This is a genomic window from Aromatoleum aromaticum EbN1 (genome assembly GCF_000025965.1).
Lineage (GTDB): Bacteria > Pseudomonadota > Gammaproteobacteria > Burkholderiales > Rhodocyclaceae > Aromatoleum > Aromatoleum aromaticum.
The window spans coordinates 4279207-4296230 of the sequence record NC_006513.1 but is presented as its reverse complement, the minus strand read 5'-3'; the positions used below and the strand labels follow the sequence as shown (position 1 = coordinate 4296230).

Annotated in this window: 25 protein-coding genes; 23 read left to right on the top strand and 2 right to left on the bottom strand. The window is 67.2% G+C overall.

Annotated features, from left to right (window positions below; translation table 11 throughout):
- Nucleotide 1: 1 nt before the first annotated feature.
- Nucleotides 2–292: a hypothetical protein gene (locus EBN1_RS20515; RefSeq protein ID WP_197531837.1), complete on the bottom strand. Its 291-nt coding sequence runs from the start codon at nucleotides 290–292 to the stop codon at nucleotides 2–4.
- Nucleotides 293–333: 41 nt separating this feature from the next.
- Here EBN1_RS20515 and EBN1_RS20510 point away from each other — a divergent pair, with 41 nt between their 5' ends.
- The 10 genes from EBN1_RS20510 (at nucleotide 334) to EBN1_RS20465 (ending at nucleotide 8982) form a co-directional block, all read left to right on the top strand.
- On the top strand, nucleotides 334–702 hold the full coding sequence (locus EBN1_RS20510) for a hypothetical protein (RefSeq protein ID WP_157866665.1): 369 nt from the start codon (nucleotides 334–336) through the stop codon (nucleotides 700–702).
- A 179-nt stretch (nucleotides 703–881) separates the two neighbouring features.
- The gene (locus EBN1_RS20505) at nucleotides 882–1391 is read left to right on the top strand and encodes a phage regulatory CII family protein (protein WP_011239895.1); all 510 of its coding nucleotides are present in this window, start codon (nucleotides 882–884) and stop codon (nucleotides 1389–1391) included.
- A 3-nt stretch (nucleotides 1392–1394) separates the two neighbouring features.
- Nucleotides 1395–1595, top strand: a complete 201-nt coding sequence (locus tag EBN1_RS20500; RefSeq protein ID WP_041646669.1) for a hypothetical protein — start codon at nucleotides 1395–1397, stop codon at nucleotides 1593–1595.
- Between the two features lie 191 nt (nucleotides 1596–1786).
- Nucleotides 1787–4288, top strand: coding sequence for a DUF5906 domain-containing protein (locus tag EBN1_RS20495; protein ID WP_011239894.1), 2502 nt, complete (start codon nucleotides 1787–1789; stop codon nucleotides 4286–4288).
- A 301-nt stretch (nucleotides 4289–4589) separates the two neighbouring features.
- Complete coding sequence (locus EBN1_RS20490) at nucleotides 4590–4844, top strand: hypothetical protein (RefSeq protein ID WP_041646668.1); 255 nt, start codon at nucleotides 4590–4592, stop codon at nucleotides 4842–4844.
- Nucleotides 4841–5071: a hypothetical protein gene (locus tag EBN1_RS20485; protein ID WP_041646667.1), complete on the top strand. Its 231-nt coding sequence runs from the start codon at nucleotides 4841–4843 to the stop codon at nucleotides 5069–5071. The genes EBN1_RS20490 and EBN1_RS20485 overlap by 4 nt, the downstream gene beginning before the upstream one ends.
- 7 nt (nucleotides 5072–5078) lie before the next feature.
- Nucleotides 5079–5669: a hypothetical protein gene (locus tag EBN1_RS20480; RefSeq protein WP_011239892.1), complete on the top strand. Its 591-nt coding sequence runs from the start codon at nucleotides 5079–5081 to the stop codon at nucleotides 5667–5669.
- 2 nt (nucleotides 5670–5671) lie between these two features.
- The gene (locus EBN1_RS20475) at nucleotides 5672–7717 is read left to right on the top strand and encodes a phage terminase large subunit family protein (protein ID WP_011239891.1); all 2046 of its coding nucleotides are present in this window, start codon (nucleotides 5672–5674) and stop codon (nucleotides 7715–7717) included.
- Between the two features lie 16 nt (nucleotides 7718–7733).
- Nucleotides 7734–8123 (top strand): hypothetical protein, encoded by a 390-nt coding sequence (locus tag EBN1_RS20470; protein WP_049780328.1) that lies wholly within the window; start codon nucleotides 7734–7736, stop codon nucleotides 8121–8123.
- Between the two features lie 121 nt (nucleotides 8124–8244).
- Nucleotides 8245–8982 (top strand): hypothetical protein, encoded by a 738-nt coding sequence (locus EBN1_RS20465; protein ID WP_011239890.1) that lies wholly within the window; start codon nucleotides 8245–8247, stop codon nucleotides 8980–8982.
- Nucleotide 8983: 1 nt separating this feature from the next.
- Here EBN1_RS20465 and EBN1_RS20460 read toward each other — a convergent pair whose 3' ends face one another.
- Nucleotides 8984–9451, bottom strand: a complete 468-nt coding sequence (locus EBN1_RS20460; protein WP_041646663.1) for a helix-turn-helix domain-containing protein — start codon at nucleotides 9449–9451, stop codon at nucleotides 8984–8986.
- A gap of 173 nt (nucleotides 9452–9624) precedes the next feature.
- On the opposite strand from EBN1_RS20460, the gene EBN1_RS20455 reads away from it, so the two are divergent.
- The 13 genes from EBN1_RS20455 to EBN1_RS20395 all read left to right on the top strand — a co-directional run bounded on the left by EBN1_RS20455 (nucleotide 9625) and on the right by EBN1_RS20395 (nucleotide 16915).
- Nucleotides 9625–9849 carry a phage head-tail joining protein gene (locus EBN1_RS20455; protein WP_011239887.1) on the top strand — a complete coding sequence of 75 codons (225 nt, stop codon included), beginning with the start codon at nucleotides 9625–9627 and terminating at the stop codon, nucleotides 9847–9849.
- Nucleotides 9849–11324, top strand: coding sequence for a phage portal protein (locus tag EBN1_RS20450; protein ID WP_011239886.1), 1476 nt, complete (start codon nucleotides 9849–9851; stop codon nucleotides 11322–11324). Before EBN1_RS20455 ends, EBN1_RS20450 begins: the two co-directional genes overlap by 1 nt.
- Entirely contained in the window at nucleotides 11317–11637 is a 321-nt protein-coding gene (locus EBN1_RS20445; protein ID WP_011239885.1) for a phage holin, lambda family, read from the top strand. The genes EBN1_RS20450 and EBN1_RS20445 overlap by 8 nt, the downstream gene beginning before the upstream one ends.
- Nucleotides 11634–12170, top strand: a complete 537-nt coding sequence (locus EBN1_RS20440) for a glycoside hydrolase family 19 protein (protein WP_011239884.1) — start codon at nucleotides 11634–11636, stop codon at nucleotides 12168–12170. Before EBN1_RS20445 ends, EBN1_RS20440 begins: the two co-directional genes overlap by 4 nt.
- Before the next feature lie 11 nt (nucleotides 12171–12181).
- Nucleotides 12182–12328, top strand: coding sequence for a hypothetical protein (locus tag EBN1_RS20435; protein WP_157866663.1), 147 nt, complete (start codon nucleotides 12182–12184; stop codon nucleotides 12326–12328).
- A complete protein-coding gene (locus EBN1_RS20430; RefSeq protein WP_041646661.1) occupies nucleotides 12328–12651 on the top strand; it encodes a hypothetical protein in 324 nt (107 codons plus the stop codon). Before EBN1_RS20435 ends, EBN1_RS20430 begins: the two co-directional genes overlap by 1 nt.
- A 59-nt stretch (nucleotides 12652–12710) precedes the next feature.
- A complete protein-coding gene (locus EBN1_RS20425; protein WP_011239882.1) occupies nucleotides 12711–12974 on the top strand; it encodes a hypothetical protein in 264 nt (87 codons plus the stop codon).
- An 89-nt stretch (nucleotides 12975–13063) separates the two neighbouring features.
- Complete coding sequence (locus tag EBN1_RS20420) at nucleotides 13064–14161, top strand: head maturation protease, ClpP-related (protein WP_041646659.1); 1098 nt, start codon at nucleotides 13064–13066, stop codon at nucleotides 14159–14161.
- A 15-nt stretch (nucleotides 14162–14176) separates the two neighbouring features.
- On the top strand, nucleotides 14177–14521 hold the full coding sequence (locus EBN1_RS20415) for a head decoration protein (protein ID WP_011239880.1): 345 nt from the start codon (nucleotides 14177–14179) through the stop codon (nucleotides 14519–14521).
- 30 nt (nucleotides 14522–14551) lie between these two features.
- Nucleotides 14552–15550 carry a major capsid protein gene (locus EBN1_RS20410; protein ID WP_011239879.1) on the top strand — a complete coding sequence of 333 codons (999 nt, stop codon included), beginning with the start codon at nucleotides 14552–14554 and terminating at the stop codon, nucleotides 15548–15550.
- Nucleotides 15550–15846: a head-tail joining protein gene (locus tag EBN1_RS20405; RefSeq protein ID WP_041646658.1), complete on the top strand. Its 297-nt coding sequence runs from the start codon at nucleotides 15550–15552 to the stop codon at nucleotides 15844–15846. Before EBN1_RS20410 ends, EBN1_RS20405 begins: the two co-directional genes overlap by 1 nt.
- Nucleotides 15843–16460 carry a phage tail protein gene (locus EBN1_RS20400; protein ID WP_041646657.1) on the top strand — a complete coding sequence of 206 codons (618 nt, stop codon included), beginning with the start codon at nucleotides 15843–15845 and terminating at the stop codon, nucleotides 16458–16460. Before EBN1_RS20405 ends, EBN1_RS20400 begins: the two co-directional genes overlap by 4 nt.
- Nucleotides 16457–16915, top strand: a complete 459-nt coding sequence (locus tag EBN1_RS20395) for a hypothetical protein (RefSeq protein WP_041646656.1) — start codon at nucleotides 16457–16459, stop codon at nucleotides 16913–16915. Before EBN1_RS20400 ends, EBN1_RS20395 begins: the two co-directional genes overlap by 4 nt.
- Nucleotides 16916–17024: the final 109 nt, after the last annotated feature.

The window sequence follows — 17024 nt, the reverse complement described above, 5'->3', positions numbered from 1 at the left end:
GTCAGTGGATACCGCCGACTTCTCCATGGCTGCGCTCTGCTGTTTCTTTCGCAACGAGCGCGGCGAAGAGATTGCGTGCCTTGGCATCGATATTCAGGCCGCGCGCCCGACACCAGTCGGGAAACGTTTCGGGGTCGATGAAGGCGCGCACCACGATCTCCCCGTCGCGTCGGCGAACCTTCTCGCCGGTCTCGGCTTTCATCCGCCATTCGTGGAACGTTCTGGGGAGCTGCTTGCTGTCGGACATGACCCGAAGGACAGCGTCGTAATGTTCCGGCTTGTACCAGACCATTCCCGTGAGTCGGACAACCTTTGAGTTCATGGCGCGCTCCTGTGGTGATGAATATGTTGTGTGAGAGCTTCGATTCTATCCGCATGGGGCGCGCCGCCCGATACGTGGCGAGCAGCACAAGGCCGACCGCCGGGCCATTGATCGGCGTGATGGAGGAAATTGAGATGAGCGAAAAGTATTCGAAGCTGGTGTTTCTGTCCGACGAGCGGCAGCACGTTGCGCCGCCCGCCGTTGAAGTTGAGCGTGTCGGCGGCGATTTTGCCGCGTCATCTCCAGCGTTCCAGCCAGCAAGCTCGCAAGCTCTCTGGCGGATGTTCCGACGCTGGTGTCGCCGTCCTGCGCTGCAAGCATCCCGAGTTCGTCGAGTTGCGCGGCAACCCGCGCGGAAAGATCCGGCGGCAAGTGATTGACGAGGGCGATGGCGAATAAGGCCAGTAGCCTCTCGCTTTCCGGTTTGTTCATGGTGTGCTCCTGTGGTGATGATGATGGTGTGGAAACTCGATTCTAATCGCATGGGGCGCGCCTCCCTTTTGTCGCTGTGCAGGCCTGCATCGTATGCAGGTCTGCCTGCACCCCGTAGGACCCTTTGATGCTGATCGATGATGGTGGGCCGCAGTCGCACAGCGAGCTGCTCAAGGTGGATTTCGCGCCGGTGATGGAGGCGCTGCACCGCGCGATGAAGCGGTTTTGCACGCCGGGTATCCACAGCGGCATCAACGAGCTGGCGGTGCTGCTCGATCGCAACGCGCAGTCGCTGCGGCATCAGTTCGGGCCGACGAGTTACGACCATGCGCCAACGGTGCATGCGTTCCTGCAGGTGATCGAGACGCTGCAGAGCCGCGAGGCGGTGGCCGAGGTTGCAGCGCTGGCGGATTGCGTGACGATCCCGCGTTCGCCGAAGGCCAAGGCGGTCGGGGCGCCGGCCGATGACGCCGAGGCGTTCGCGGCGCTTGGCGGCCTGGTGCAACGCGAGCTACGCCCGACACTGGCGCGGATGCAGGCCGGGCGCCGGCTGTCGGCAACCGAGCGCACTGAGGCGCGCGAGGCGCTGTTCAACGTCGTGGCGTTCGCCGCGCATCTGATTAGCCGAGTGAGATAACCCATGGCCGATTTCGCCGACCTCGCCGCGGAGCGGGAGCAACAGGAGACGGCGCGCGCCATCGAAGCCGCGCGCTCGCGCACGTCACACGAGCCGGTCGCGTGCGGTCTGTGCCACAACTGCGAAGAGGTGATCGAGGGCGCGGCGTTCTGCGATGCCGACTGCCGTGACGACTGGGAGTTGCGCAGGAGGGCCGCCCGATGAGCCCCATCTCCCCTGTGGTGAGAGGTGCGACGCGATCTCGGTTCGATTTCAGTTTCCCGCATGGGTCGCGGTCGAACGGCGATTTGCCGGACGGGGGCCCCTGGGGATCAGCGGCACACAAGGGTACGGAGAGGCAAGTTTTCGGGGTAGGTAGCGGTGCGGGCAACTACTGAAATGCGGGTGGCTGCCTGATGGCGACGAACTACGATGACGTGATGACCCAGCTCGTCGGCGCGGGGCTGCAGTTCGATCACCTGGTGGTCGGCAAGATGCAGCGCTGCAAAGTCGAGGGCGACCGCGAAAAGCGCGGCTGGTACTCGGTGCACGAGCTCGTGCTCGACGGGGGCGACACGGTCCTCGTCGGCTCCTACGGAATCTGGCGCGGCGACGACAACGGCACGCAGAAGCTCACCCTCGCCAAACGCTCGCTGACCGACGACCAGAAGGCCGCGATCCGCGCTCGCCTCGCCGAAGACCGCCGCCGTGCCGATGCTGCGCGCCGCGCCGACGCCGCCCGGGCCGCCGAGCAGGCCGAAGCGAAGTGGCGCGAATGCCAGGTCGAAGGCGAGATCGACTACCTCACGCGCAAGGGCGTCCGCGCCCACGGCGTGCGGTTCGCCCCGGCCGGCGCCGTGCTCGAGTGGGACGGCAACCAGGGCAAGCCCTACACCACGCCCATTGGTAGCGCGATGTGCATCCCGATGATGGATGCGGCCGGCCGCGTGCATGGCCTGCAGTTCATCCTCTCGCGCGCGCTGCACGCGGACCGCATCAAGCGCATCGAGCGCGACAAGGAATTCTGGCCGGCCGGTATCGAGAAGCGCGGCCACTTCCACCTCATCGGCATGCCGACGTGGATCGTGCTGCTCGCCGAAGGCTACGCCACCGCCGCGAGCCTCCACGAAGCCACCGGCCTGCCGGTCGCGGTCGCCTTCGACGCCGGCAACCTCCTGCCCGTCGCCGAGGCGCTGCACAAGCGCTACCCGCGCGCGAAGATCCTCGTTTGCGCCGACGACGACTCGTTCGGCCACTGCCGCGAATGCCGCGCCCCGGTTCGGATCGCCGACGGCGCCGACTGCCCCGCCTGCAGCAAGCCGCACCGCTGCGAAAACGCCGGCGTGACCCGCGCATCGTCCGCCGCCGTTGCGGTCGGCGGTCGCCACGTCGCGGCGAAGTTCGTCGACGAAGAGGGTCGCTGGGCCAAGTTCCAGGCCCAGGGCCACAAGATCACCGACTACAACGACCTGCACCTGGCCGAAGGCCTCCCCATCGTCCGCGCGCAGGTCGAAGAAGCCCTGCGCACCGTCGGGTGGCAAGCCCCCACCTCGGCCGCCGCTGCTCCTCAACCTGGGGGAGAGGGGAAACCCGCCCTGCGGCCGATCGAGACCCTCGACGAGCTGCTCGAGCGCTTCGCCCTGATCTACGGCGAGAAGGAAGCCGTCTTCGATCGCCAAGAGCGGATGATCGTCCCGCTCGCGGGCATGCGGAACATCTGCATCAGCCGCGAATTGCACCGGCGATGGATGGAGCACCCGACCAAGGCCATTGTTCGCCTGGACAACGTCGGCTTCGACCCGACCGAGAAGGATCGCAAGATCACCTGCAACACCTATGCCGGCTGGCCGACAAAGCCAAAGGCGGGCTGCTGCGAGATGCTCATCGATCTCCTCGCCTACCTCTGCAGTGCAGAGGAGAACGCCGACGCCGTCTACCAGTGGTTGATGAAGTGGCTGGCGTATCCGATCCAGCGCCCGGGCGCCAAAATGCAAAGCGCGGTCGTCATGCACGGACCGCAGGGCACGGGCAAGTCGCAGTTCTTCAAGGCCATCTCGAGCATCTACGGCCCCTACGGCCTCACCATCAACCAGGCCGCGATCGAGAACCACCGCAACACCTGGCTCGCCAGCCGGCTCTTCATCCTTGCCGAAGAAGTCGTCGCCCGGCAGGAGCTCTACCAGGTCAAGAACGCGCTCAAGGAACTCGTCACCGGCGAAACCGTGTACGTCGACCCCAAGTTCGTCAACGCATACGAGGAGAAGAACCATGTCAACATCGTCTTCAACTCCAACGAGGAAATGCCGATCGTCCTTGAGGACGACGACCGCCGGCATCTGGTAGTCAGAACGCCCTACGCCCCTCAGCCGGAAGACTTCTATCGCGCGGTGAAAAGGGAGATCGAAGAAGGCGGCATCGCCGCCCTGCACGCCCACCTGCTTGATCTACCGCTCGGCGACTTCACCCCCCACACCAAACCGCCGATGACGGCCTCAAAGGCGGCCCTGCAAGACCTCGCCCTCGACAGCACCACGCGGTTCTACCGCGAGTTCGTCGCCGGCGCGATCGAAGGCATCAAGCCCGGCGTCGTCGCCATTGCCACTGACGTGTTCGACGCCTACCGCACCTGGTGCAACCGCATCAACGTCAAGCCGGCGCCCATGCCGCGGCTCATCAACGCCCTCGAGAAGAAGCACCGCATCGAATGCGCCCGCAAGCGCTACCTCGGCGCCGACGGCAAGGTGATGGGCCCGCACGGCGTCTGCTTCATCCCGGAATACCGCGAGCAGCCGGACAGGACCCGAATCCTCGTCGCCCCCGAGAAGCCGCCCGCCGAAGACGAGCGAACCTGGATCGGCAAGCACGCCATCGCCTTCCGCAACGCGGTCAAGGACTACAAAGGTGCGGCCAATGCCTGATCGTCGCCCCGAGTCGCCCCTCGCTGTGCGGCATGTGCGGATATGTGCGGCATCGTCTGTGCGGCATCAAACCCGTGCCGTTATTGGGTTGTGCGGCATGTGCGGCATCTCCCGCGCACGTGTACACGCGAGCCGCGCCGCAACCGCCCTGCAGGACGCGCACGCATCTCTCATGTGTGCGCGAACCATGCCGCACATGCCGCACATGCCGCACACCCCAGCATCCACGCGGGTTTCGTCTGTGCGGCATCCGTACACCTATTCCGCACATACCGCACAGAAAGAAAAGAGGAGGAGAAAGGTGGAAGAACACCTCGTCTGCGCTGCCGACAATGTCGGCGAATTCAACGCCCGGCTTCGCACCGAGCTGCCAGAGTTCCACGCCTTTGCCAAGGCCCTGCACCAGCGCGGTCTCATCGACGGCCTCGGCGGGGCGCGTATCGGGCCCGTGGGCAGCCTCGAACAGCGCGGCGTGGCGCCGGTACTGTCTGCGGCGGCTGAAACCCGCATGGCGGACGTAGAGTGGGCACGGAACAAAGGGAGTGGGCCGAGATGAAGCGTAGCCACTGCAAGACCTGGCAGGAAAGCGAAGAGGGCGTGCGGGACTTCATGCAGTCCGCAACGGAAAACGAGGCGAGGGATGCGCTCTACGAGGTGCGCGGCATGGCGCGCAGGTACGCAGGCGTTTCGCGCGTCACCGCCGAGCGGCTGGAATGGATTGCAGACGTGGTGGAAAAGCTGGGCGAAGAGAAGTTCGGCCTTTACTTTGACGTGCCGTTCTGAGGTGCCCATGACCCTCCCTGCCACCGCCCCCTTCAAAGCCTTCGCCGCGATCATCGGCTGCCGCCCCAGCTACGTCACCGAGCTGCGCAAGTCCGGTCGGCTCGTCCTCAGCGACGACGGCAAGGCCGTGCGCGTCGCCGAATCCATTGCCCGCATCGAAGCGACCCGCGACCCGGCGATGAAAGCCGTCGCCGACCGCCACGCCGCCACGCGGGGCGCCGAGCTGGCGATCGCCGCCCCGGCTCGCATCGAGGCCGGGGAGGGCGCCGAAGACGCCGCCGAGGACGACGACGCCGCAGCAGGCCCCGACTTCCACCTCTGGAAGTCCCGCCGGGAACGTGCCGCGGCGCTGCGCGAGGAGATCAAGCTCGCCGAAGACGCGAAGGAATACCTGCGCCGCGACGACGCGATCGCTGTCGTCAGCAACGCCTTCGTCACGCTGCGCGCCGAACTCGAGGCGCTGCCCGACAGCATCGCCCCGGTGCTCGCCGGCGAATCCGACGAACAGCGCGTGCGCGTGCTGCTGGCCGAGGAAATCGAGCACGCCCTCGGCAACCTCGCCGAGCAGATCGGCAAGCTCGGCGCCAAGGAGGCCTGAGCATGGCCGCGCCCGAGACTTTCACGCTCGAATCGCTGATCCCCTCGGCGGGCTGCCTCTTCGGCACCGTCTCGCGCGCGATCGCCCCGCGCAAGCCCATGACCGTCTCCGAATGGGCCGACACCAAGCGCTGGCTCAGCAGCAAGTCCAGCCCCAAGCCGGGCCGCTGGCGCACCAGCACCAACCCGCCGCTGCGCGAGCCGATGGACTGCATGAGCGTGCGCAGCGCCGTGCAGGACATGGCGCTGATGTTCCCGATCCAGTTCGGCAAGTCCGAAGTCGAGACTAACACGCTCGGCTACATCATGGACCAGGCCCCGGGCCCGGTCATGGTGTGCCTGCCGGGCGAAGTCTCGATGAACAAGTGGGTCAATCAAAAGCTCAACCCACTCATCGAAGAAACGCCCGCCGTGCGCGAGGCGCTCACCAGCACCAACAGCCGCAACGCCGCCAACCAGAAGGAATTCAAGGATTTCGCCGGCGGACAGCTGTACGTCGAGCACGCCGGCAGCGCGCCGCGCCTCAAGCAGACCACCGTCCGCTACCTCCTCGTCGACGAGCTCACCGAGTTCGCTACCGCGCTCAAAACCGGCGACGACCCGCTCAAGATGCTCGAAGGGCGCACCTCCGCGTTCCCCGATCGCGGCAAGCGGATGTACGTCTCCACCCCCGGCGTGCGCGGCCTGTGCCGCATCAGCGAGCTGTGGGAAAAATCCGACCAGCGCCGCTACCACGTCCCGTGTCCGCACTGCGGCCACGAACAGCCGCTCGAATGGGACGGCCTCAAGTGGCAGCGCGACGCCGCCGGCAACGTCACCCAGGCGTGGTACGTCTGCCGCGACTGCGGCACGATGATCGACGAACACCACAAGACGGTGATGATCGCCGCCGGCCGCTGGGTGCCCGCGCACCCCGAGCGCACCCCCCGCGGCTACCACGTCAACTGCCTGTACTACCAGATCGGCATGGGTCCGCGCTGGGCCGACCTCGCCGCGGACTGGCTCGACGCCCAGGGCGACCCCGCCAAGCTCAAGACCTTCGTCAACGACCGCCTCGCCGAGCCCTGGGAAGACAAGTCCCTGAAGGCCGTCAAGTCCAACATCCTGCAGGAGCGCGCCGAACCCTATCCGCTGCGCGTCGCCCCGCACGGCGTCATCTGGATCACCGCCGGCACCGACACCCAGGACGACCGCCTCGAATGCCAGATCATCGGCTGGGGCAGGGGACTCACGTGCTGGGTCATCGACTACGTCGTCCTGTGGGGCGACCCGCAGCAGGAAGACGTCTGGGTGCAGCTCACGGATCTGCTCAACCGCCCGATCGAGCACGCCTGCGGCGCGATGCTCCCCGTCAGCGCCACCGCGATCGACGGCCGCGGCCACCGCACTCAGGCGGTGAAAGATTTCGTCCGCAAAGCCCTCATCCGCCGTCCGATGGCGATCTACGGCGCCAAGGCCACCAACGCCCTGCCGCTCGGCCGGCCGAAAACCGAGGACGTCGATCACAAGGGCAAGACGGACGCCGCCGACGACAGCCTGCGCACCTGGCAGGTCGGCACCATCGCCATCAAGCACACGTTCTTCCGCCGCTTGGCAAGCGACGCCGAGCAGCCCGACAAGGCCAAGCGCTGGGTGCGCTTCCCGGACGTGCTCGAGCGCAGCTACTTCGCCGGCCTCGTCTCCGAAACCTTCGACCCGGTGAAAGGCCGCTACCGCAAGAAATCCGGCGCACGCAACGAGCCGCTCGACACCTGGGTGTATGCCTACGCCGCCACCCACCACCCCGAGCTGCGCCTGCACCGCTACGCCCGCGCCGACTGGGACACGGACGAGCGCCGCATCCTCGACGCCGGCCACATCCACACCACGCCCGAGGGCCAGCACCTCTACCAGTCGCCGCAAGAGCAGGGCGCCCAGCCTTCTCCGTCGCCCGCCGCGATCGCCGCCGCACCGCAGCCGCGCGCGCCCCTGCCGCCGCAGATCGCCACCCCGAAGCCCGCACCGCGCCCACAGCGCCGCACCGCCCGCAGCACCTACATCAGCCGATAACCAGGGAGCCACAACAATGCAAACGAACCTCATCGACGACATCGGCGCCGCCATCGGCACCACCGCCACCCTGCGCCTGCTCGCGCTCTTCGGCGGCACCCGGCTCTACGTCCCCGAGACTCTCGACGCCGACCACGTCATCGCCCGCGCCCTCGGCCTCGAACCCGCGCAGCGCCTGTCCGCCGTGTTCGCCCGCGAGCAGCTCGACCTCGCCGACGCCGAAGACTACCTCCGCCTGCGCCGCGTCCGCCGCGTCGCCGGCCTGCTGCGCGCCGGCGCGGGGGCGCGCGACGTCGCCGACCTGGTCGGCGTCAGCACCAAACAGGTCGGGCGTTACCGCGCCGAGGCCGAGGAGATCGGGTTGCTGCCGATGGTGTTCGATCAAGCGGTTCCGGCGGACGCCTGACAACTGAATTCAAAGGGTTGCAGATGAAGATCACCTACACGCACAGATTCTTCGCCGCGTGCCCGATAAACGGACGGACAAGGGCGCAGCACGACGGGGTTGATGTGAAAACGGTGAACAAGTGAAGAAATACCACGGCACCCCGATGGGTGGCACACGTCAGGACTCTGCTCGATTCCTGATAGGACGTGACGCCCTCGTGCCGTTCACTCGCCCGGACGACATGGGCATCGTCGCTGACGTATGCCGCTCGTTCATCTTCGACAATGGCGCCTTCTCAGTCTGGAAGCGTGGTGCAGTGCTTGACGTGCCGGGCTATCTCGCGTGGGTGCGCGACTGGTGTAAGCACCCCGGCTTCGAATGGGCCCTTATCCCTGATGAGATTGAAGGCGATGAACAAGCCAACGATGCACTCATTTCTAAGTTTGAAGATGCCGACCTTGGCCGATACGGCGTCCCAGTCTGGCACCTCCACGAATCGATTGACCGGCTCACGCGCCTCTGCGACAAGTGGTCCACCGTTGCCCTCGGCAGTTCCGGCCAGTGGGCTACCCCTGGCACCGCCAGATGGTGGGCGCGGATGAGCGAGGCGATGGACGCAATCTGCGACGAGCGAGGCCGGCCCGCCGCGCGACTTCATGGCCTTCGGATGCTCGACCCCGAGATCTTCACGCGCCTGCCGCTGGCGAGCGCGGACAGCACGAACGCTGCGGTAAATTGCGGCTCGCTATCCCGGTTTGGCTCCTACCTGCCGCCGACGGCAGCGCAGCGTGCGGCCGTGATTGCTGAGCGCATCGAATCGCAAAACAGCGCTCCGGCGTGGCTGAGGCAAGAGCGCCAAGTCGCTCTTGTTTGGTGAACTACTTCGAGCCTTTATATGCTGAGGATTCACGTTGAAGTTCAAGAGCGCGCTCACGGCCCTTTTCTGTAAAAAAGACTAGGTCAGACGTGAATAAACCTAGGTGGACCAAATCCTTACGAGCTAAATCGCTCACAGCTTGCAAGACTTCGAGACGAGAAATTCCCATCGCAAAATAGTTAATATCCTCTAAGTTCAGTGGTTTGGTAGGGTTGCCGCCCATCCCAAAAAGTATGGACCTCTCCAGGTCAGAAAGCGACCGAGATGTAATCAATGTCGACGCCGCTTTCCATTTGTTGGCGACTGCCATCCAAGCGCCCGCGCACGCCCAAGAAAGGAGCAGAAATGCGGAGAAAACAAGGGCGCCAACAACAATAAACGCCCACTCCTTAGGGACGGGGTCGACATATTCTCGCGCCATGCGTGGGCCGACATAGAGCACCGCGGACGTCACAAAGATCGCGCCCATCGCAGATCGCGCGATCGAAAGGTGTTTCAGGAGAGTCGGAATCCAATCCATATATCAGGGGCAGTAAGTACACTGCATACGTAGGAATACGTATTTAACCACGGACATCCGTCCCCTGCCGCGCCGCTGATCCCCCCGCCATCCTGTGCCGGTCCCCACCCCGGCATAGCGCAATGGCAGTCTCACAGTCCGATCTCGACGCCCTCACCAGCGCCATCGCCAACGGCGAAAAGTCCGTTCGCATGAGCGACGGCCGCTGGGTTGAATACCACAGCCCCGGCGACCTCATCAAGGCGCGCGACTACCTGATCGGCATCAAGACCCGTGAGGACGCCGCCGCAGCGGGCACCTCGCGCGTGCGCGCCGTCAAGCTCTATCACGGCGGGAGGGGCTACTGATGGCCCGCAAGCGCAGCCGCAACACGGTCGCCCAGGCGGCCGCGGCCGTCGTCCCGGCGGCCAATGGCCTCGTCGCCCGTGCGCAATACGACGTCGCCGGCCACGGTCGGCGCATGCGCGGCTGGCGCGCCCCGAGCAGCGGCCCCAACCGCGCTGCGGCCGGGCTGGAAACCATCCGCAATCGCAGCCGCGACGCCGTCCGCAACGAATGGGCGGGCGCCGCGAGCGAGCGCGTGTGGGGCACCAACCTCGTCGGCACCGGCATCATCGCCCGGCCGAACAGCAAGGATCCGGCCCTCAAGGCGCTTTTCACCGAGATCTGGAACGACTTCTGCGCGACCGCCGACGCCGACGGCGTGCTCGACTTCTACGGCCTGCAGACGCTCGCCGTCGAGGCCTGGCGCACCAGCGGCGAAGTGTTCATCCGCTTTCGCCCGCGCCGCGCCGACGACGGCCTGCGCGTGCCGCTGCAGATCCAGCTGCTCGAATCCGACATCGTCCCGCAACTCGACGCCGACGCCTGGCCGGGCCTGCCCGCGGGCAGCCGCATCCGCAGCGGCATCGAGCTCGACCGCATCGGTCGCCGAGCCGCCTACTGGTGCTACCGCGAGCACCCCGGCGACAGCCCGACCAGCGCCGTCAGCCATTCTGACCTGTACCGCGTGCCCGCCACCGAGATGCGGCACCTCTTCAAGCCCAACCGCCCCGGCGCGCTGCGCGGCGTTCCCGCGTCCGCCGCGGTGCTGCCCAAGCTGCGCAGCGTCGGCAATTTTGACGACGCCGTGCTCGTCCGCCAGGAGCTCGCCAACCTGTATACGGTCTTCGTCACCCGCCCGCCGGAAACCGGCGCGCCCGCGATCGACCCCACCACCGGCCAGCCCTACGAAACGGACCCGGGCAGCGGCGGACCGATGATCGGGCTCGAACCCGGCATCAGCCAGGAGCTCGCCCCCGGCGAAGACGTCAAGTTTTCCGACCCGCCCGACGCCGGCGCGAACTACCCGGATTTCATGCGCCAGCAGCACCTCGGCGTCGCCTCCGGCAGCGGCACGCCGTACGAGCTGCTGACCGGCGACGTGCGCGACGTCTCCGACCGCACGCTGCGCATCGTCATCAACGAATTCCGCCGCACCTGCGAGCAATACCAGTGGCAGCTCATCATCCCGATGTTCTGCCAACCCGTCCGCGACGCCGTCGCCCGCGCCGCAGTCCTCGCCGGCCTCCTCACGCCCGAGCAGGGCAGGGACTTCGCCCGCTGCACCTGGTCCCCCCACGCCTGGCCCTACATCCACCCGACGCAGGACGTTCAGGCAAAAAAAATGGAGAAGGAGGCCGGTTTCAAGTCCCGCTCCCAAATCATCGCCGAGCGCGGCGACGACGCCGAGCAAGTCGACGCCGACCGCGCCGAAGACCTCGCCCGCGAAACCCGCCTCGGCATCGCGCCCCCAATCCCGAAAGGCCCGGCCGATGCCTGAAAAATACCTCGGCCTGTGGGGCGTGCTGTGGGATTCGCTACCCGAACCGATGCGGGCGGGCGTCGTCGGTGCAGTCGTCGCGTTCTTGCGCGTGATGTATGACAACGACGAACCCTCAATCGGCAAGCGTCTGCTCGAATGCGCACTGTCCGGTTCGATCGCGCTCGGCATAACGTCGCTCTGTAAGGCATTCGGCGTCGCTGGCGAGATCGGCGTCGCGGTTGGCAGCGCCGTCGGCTTGCTTGGCGTCGACACCGTGCGCGCCTGGGCAAAACGCATTGGCGAACAGCGCGTGCGAGACCTCGAATCATGATGCTCGTCACGCCGCAGCAGCTCATCGCGCTGTACCGCTGCCCGATCGTCCGCGCGACCGCCTACGCGCCGTTCCTCGATGACGCGATGTGGAGTGAAGGCATCGTCACCCCAGCGCGCATCCGCGCCTTCCTCGCACAGATCGGCCACGAATCCGCCCGGCTCGCCTACGTGCGCGAGATATGGGGCCCGACGCCCGCGCAGCGCCGCTACGAAGGCCGCCGCGACCTCGGCAACACCGAACCCGGCGACGGCAAGCGCTACCTCGGGCGCGGCCTCATCCAGATCACCGGCCGCGCCAACTACCAGGCCGCGACCGCTGCGCTCGGCGAAGACTTCATCACGTATCCGGGCCTGCTCGAAACGCCGAAATGGGCCTGCCTGTCCGCCGCGGGGTTCTGGTCCTCGCGCGACCTCAACGCGCTCGCCGACGCCGGCGATTTCGACGCCATCACGCAGCGTGTGAACGGCGGGCAGACCGGCCGCGCCGAGCGCATCGCACTGCACCAGGCGGCCGCCGCCGTCATTGCTTAGGAGACCTAGACATGCTCGCACCTGTAATCCCGATCCGTCAAAAAGGATCCGTCGCCGCCCGCGACCATCTCGGCATCGTCGAGGATCTGGCCGCCGCGCAGGGCGCGTTGTGGGCCGCATGGGCACGGGCAATGGCACGCCTATGGTGGGGCCTGTGATGCACAAGCTCCTCGCCGCGCTCGCAGCCCTCCGCCACGGCGCCAGCCTCGCCGACCCCGCCGGCTGGAAATCCCGCCAGAACACCCTCAACGTCCTCGTCGCCCTGATCGGCGCCGTGCTCGTTCTCTACCCGATGGGCATCAGCCATGACGACATCGCTGCGATTGCTGGCGGCCTCGCTGCTGTGCTCGGCCTGCTCAACGGCTACCTCACCACCGCCACGACCACCAAGCTGGGACTGCCGCCCCGGCATCCTCCCGCTGATCGACCGCCATTCCCCGACCTCATCGACCCGCCCGACAGCGATCGTCCCGAACCTTGACGGCGCCATGCTCACCGTCACCTGCCACGACTGATTCCACCCCCGTCCCGGAGACCTCCATGCAAGTCCTGCACACCCTCAAGCTGATCCTCTCGCTGCTCCCCCTCATCCTCGAAGCCGTCCGCGCCATCGAAGCCGCGCTCCCCGAAGGCGGGCAGGGCGCCGCCAAGCTCGCCCTCCTGCGCCAGACCATCGAAGCCGCCGCCAGCACCGTCACCGGCGGCATCGGCGCGTTCGAACAACTGTGGCCCGCGATCGAGCGCACCGTCGCCGCCGTCGTCACCCTCTACAACAGCACCGGCGCGTTCAAGACCGCCCCCTGACTGCGGCCGGGCGCCCCCGGACATCCGTCCCCTGCCGCCCTCTGCCCCCACCGCCGACACTGCCGCCACACCTTGAGGACCACTGCCCCATGAACAGCAAACCCTGGTACGCCATCGCCCTCGCCGAAGACGGCCGCTCCGCCACCATCGCGGTGCGCGGCAAGATCGGCGACTGGTGGGAAGGCAAGAGCATCGAGCAGATCGACTACGACCTCGCCAACATCGGCGCCGTCGACCAGATCACCGTGCGCATCACGTCGTTCGGCGGCAAGCTCGACCACGGTCTGGCAATGCACAACGCACTGCGTCGCCACCCGGCGCGCATCATCACCGTCGTCGAAGGCGTCGCCGCCAGCGCCGGCAGCATCGTCGCGATGGCCGGCGACGAAATCCACATGTACGCCAACTCGACGATGATGGTGCACGGCGTCACGCTGCGCGACGACGAAGGCAACGAAGTCGAAGACGACGACGCCACTCGCGCGCTGAACGCATCGATCGTCGAGACCTACAGCGCGCGCACCGGCAAGACCGCCGACGAAGTCGCCGCGCTCATCGCCACCGACACCTGGATGACCGCCCGCGAAGCGCTCGCCGCCGGCTTCGCCGATCGCGTCATCGAAATCGCCGCCGGCGAGCTCGCCACCGCCACTGCCGCCAGTCCCCTGACCGCCATCGCCGCCGCGCTCGACATCCCCGCCGACGTCCTCGCGCGCGCCCAGGCCGAAGCCACCGCACCCGCAACCTCCGAAGGAGGTGATCCACCCGCCGCGCCGGCCGCTCCTGCGCCGACGCCGCCCGCAGTGCAGCCGGCAGGGGCCGACGCCTCGGCCACGTTCGCCGCGCAGATCAACGCCCACGCCGTCGCCCACGGCCTCGGCGACTACGTCGCCGCGTGGCTCCTCGACGGCAGCATCACCAACCTCGCCCAGGCGCAAGCCGCGATTGCTGAGGCCCGCGAAGTGCGCGACCTGTGCGCCTACGCCGACGCCGCCGACCGCGCACCCGGCTTCATCCGCGCCCGCAAATCGCTCGCCGACGTGCGCGCCGACCTCCTCAACGCCCGCGCCGATGCTGCCGATGCGCTGCATATCGACGGGCACCCGAGCACCCGCAAGCCGCCCGTGACCGCAGCGCCGGCGGCTGTGAAAACCGCTGACATCTGGGCGCTGCGCCGCAAACCGTAATCAGGAGATTCAACCATGCTGCAAGAACAGAAACGGGCCGGGGAATTCCTCATCGCCGAAGGCAACGGCTCCCTCTCGCGTGAAAACATCGTCATCGCCTCCGGCTCCGGCGCCCTCGTCGCCGGCACAGTGCTCGGCAAAGTCACCGCGAGCGGCGAATACGGCCCGTACGACAACGACGACACCACGACCGGCCTCGGCGCCGCCGCCGGCATCCTCTACGCCCCGGTGGATGCGACCAGCGCCGCTACCGCGGCCGTGCTGATCGCGCGCCACGCCGAAGTCGATGGCGACCTGCTCACCGGGCTCGACGCGACCGGCACCGCCGACCTCGCAGCCCTGCAAATCATCGTCCGCTGAGCGCGGGCAGAACCCCCAGGAGATCCGTAAATGCCCAGCTTGGACATCTTCAACGACGACGCTTTCAGCATGGCGTCGCTCACCCGCGCAATCAACGAACAGCCGCACGTTCCCGGCATGATCGGCGCGCACGGCCTCTTCACCGAAGAGGGCGTCACCACGACCGCCGTCACCGTCGAAAAGGACGGCGACACACTCGCGCTGGTCGCCGCCGGCGAACGTGGCTCGGTCGCTGCGAACGTCGCGGGCAGCAAGCGCAAGCTCGTCACGTTCAACACCATCCACCTGCCGCAGCGCGCGACGATCCTCGCCGACGAGATCCAGAACGTGCGCGCGTTCGGCTCCGAAACCGACCTCGAGACGATCCAGAACGTCGTCAACAAGCGCCTCGCCAAGATGCGCCGCAACCTCGACGCCACCGTCGAATTCCAGCGCATCGGCGCGATCAAGGGCGCGCTGCTCGATTCCGACGGCGTCACCGAACTGGTCGATATCTACGACACGTTCGGCCTCACGCAGGACTCGGTCGGCATGGCGCTCGGCACCGACGGCACCAACGTGCGCGGCAAGGTCATCACCGCCGTGCGCACGTCCGAAGACGCGCTCGGCAACACCACCGCGACGGGCTACCGCGCCTACTGCGGCGATGCGTTCTTCGACGCCTTCATCGACCACCCGAAAGTCAAGGCCGCCTATGAGCGCTGGCTGGAAGGCGAATTCCTGCGCAACGACCCGCGCGCGGGCTTCCTGTTCGGCGGCGTGTTCTGGGTGAATTACCGCGGCAAGGTCGGCTCCACGAAGTTCGTCGGCGACGACGACGCCTACCTGGTTCCGGAAGGCGTGCCCGACCTCTTCGCCACGCACTACGCCCCGGCCGACTACGTCGAAGCCGCCAACACCATCGGCCTGCCGTATTACTCCAAGCAGGAAGCGAAGGAAATGGGCAAAGGCGTGCTGCTCGAGGCGCAGAGCAACCCGATCAGCCTCTGCACCCGCCCGAAAGCCATCATCAAGCTCACCAAGGTCTGATGTCCCGCACCTCCGCCGCGTTCGCGCGGATGCACGACCGCCTCTTCGCCCACCTCGGCGACGAGGCGGTTTTGCGCGACGGCGAGCCGGCGATCGTCGTCGTCACTGAAAACGTCGAACTGCTCGGCGACTACGGCCAGGTCGCGCAGACCGTCACCACCGGCACCTTCCTCGTCAGCCAGACGCCGCGCCCGGGCGACGCGCTCACCGTCGCCGGCCAGGCCTGGCAGATCGACCGCATCCTGCGCGGCGACGCCCACACCGTCGAGTGCATCCTGCGTAAATCCGCAGCATGAAGATCACCGGCGCCGCGCAGCTCAAAACCGCCGCCGCCCGCCTGCGCGCCGCGCCTGAGGCCGCCGAGCGCGCCGGCTACCGCGCCGTCAATGCCGTCGCCGCCCAAGTCGCCACGCAAGCGCGCCGCGACATCTCGAGCCAGATCAACCTCACCCAGGCCTACATCGGCGACCAGATGCGCACCGACAAAGCCGGGCCGAACAAGCCCGTCGCCACAATCCGCATGCGCATGCGCGCGATCCGCATGGCGCGTTTCGATGCCAAACAGATCACCGCCCCCGCGCCGCGCGCCAAAGGCGACCTGCGCCGCGGCATCGGCAAAGGCCGTAAAGCGGCCGGCGTCAGCACCCGCATCAGCCGCCAGGGCGGGCGCACCAGCCGAAAAGCCGGTTTCCTGCTGCCGCTGCGCGCCGGCAAAGTCGATGGCGGCAACGGCTTCGGCGTGTTCGTGCGCACCGGCAAAGGCCGCGACGACATCGAACACAAATATGGCCCGAGTCCGGACCAGCTGTTCCGCCGCTGGCGCGTCGAGGCCGCCCCCGACATCAAACGCATGCTCGCTGACGCCTACGCTTCGCAGCTGCGCTACGAACTCAAAGGCAGCCGCAAATGAGCAAAGCCGACACCATCGCCGCCGCGATCGCCACGCGCCTGCAGACCATCCGCATCGCCAACGGCTACGCCACGGACGCCGGCGCCGCCGTCTATCGCGGCCGCACCAGCTTCGACGCCGCCGACGTGCCGTGCATCACGATCGCCGAGCCCGAAGACGAAATCGAAGAACAGCGCGATCACCCGGACGGCGATGGCGCCGACCTCATCGCCCGCCTGCCGTTCACCATCGAAGCGTTCGCCGCCTGCAACCCCGACGCCCCCAACGTCGCCGGCCACCAACTCGTCGCCGACATCAAGCGCGCGATTTTCAGCGCCGACATCACCCTCGGCGGCCTCGCCGTCACGCTGCGCTACCTCGGCCGCACCATCGCTCCCCGCGAACCCGGCGCCCGCATCGTCACCGTCGCCGTCAAGATCCGCGTCGGCTACACGGAAAACCTCGCTGCGCCCTGATTCCCGCAACGCCTGCGCTGAGCTGTCAAGGATCGCTTGACAGCTCGCCGCCCCGAGCACCCCCGGACATCCGTCCCCTGCCGCGAAACCCCCGCAGTCCTGACACTGC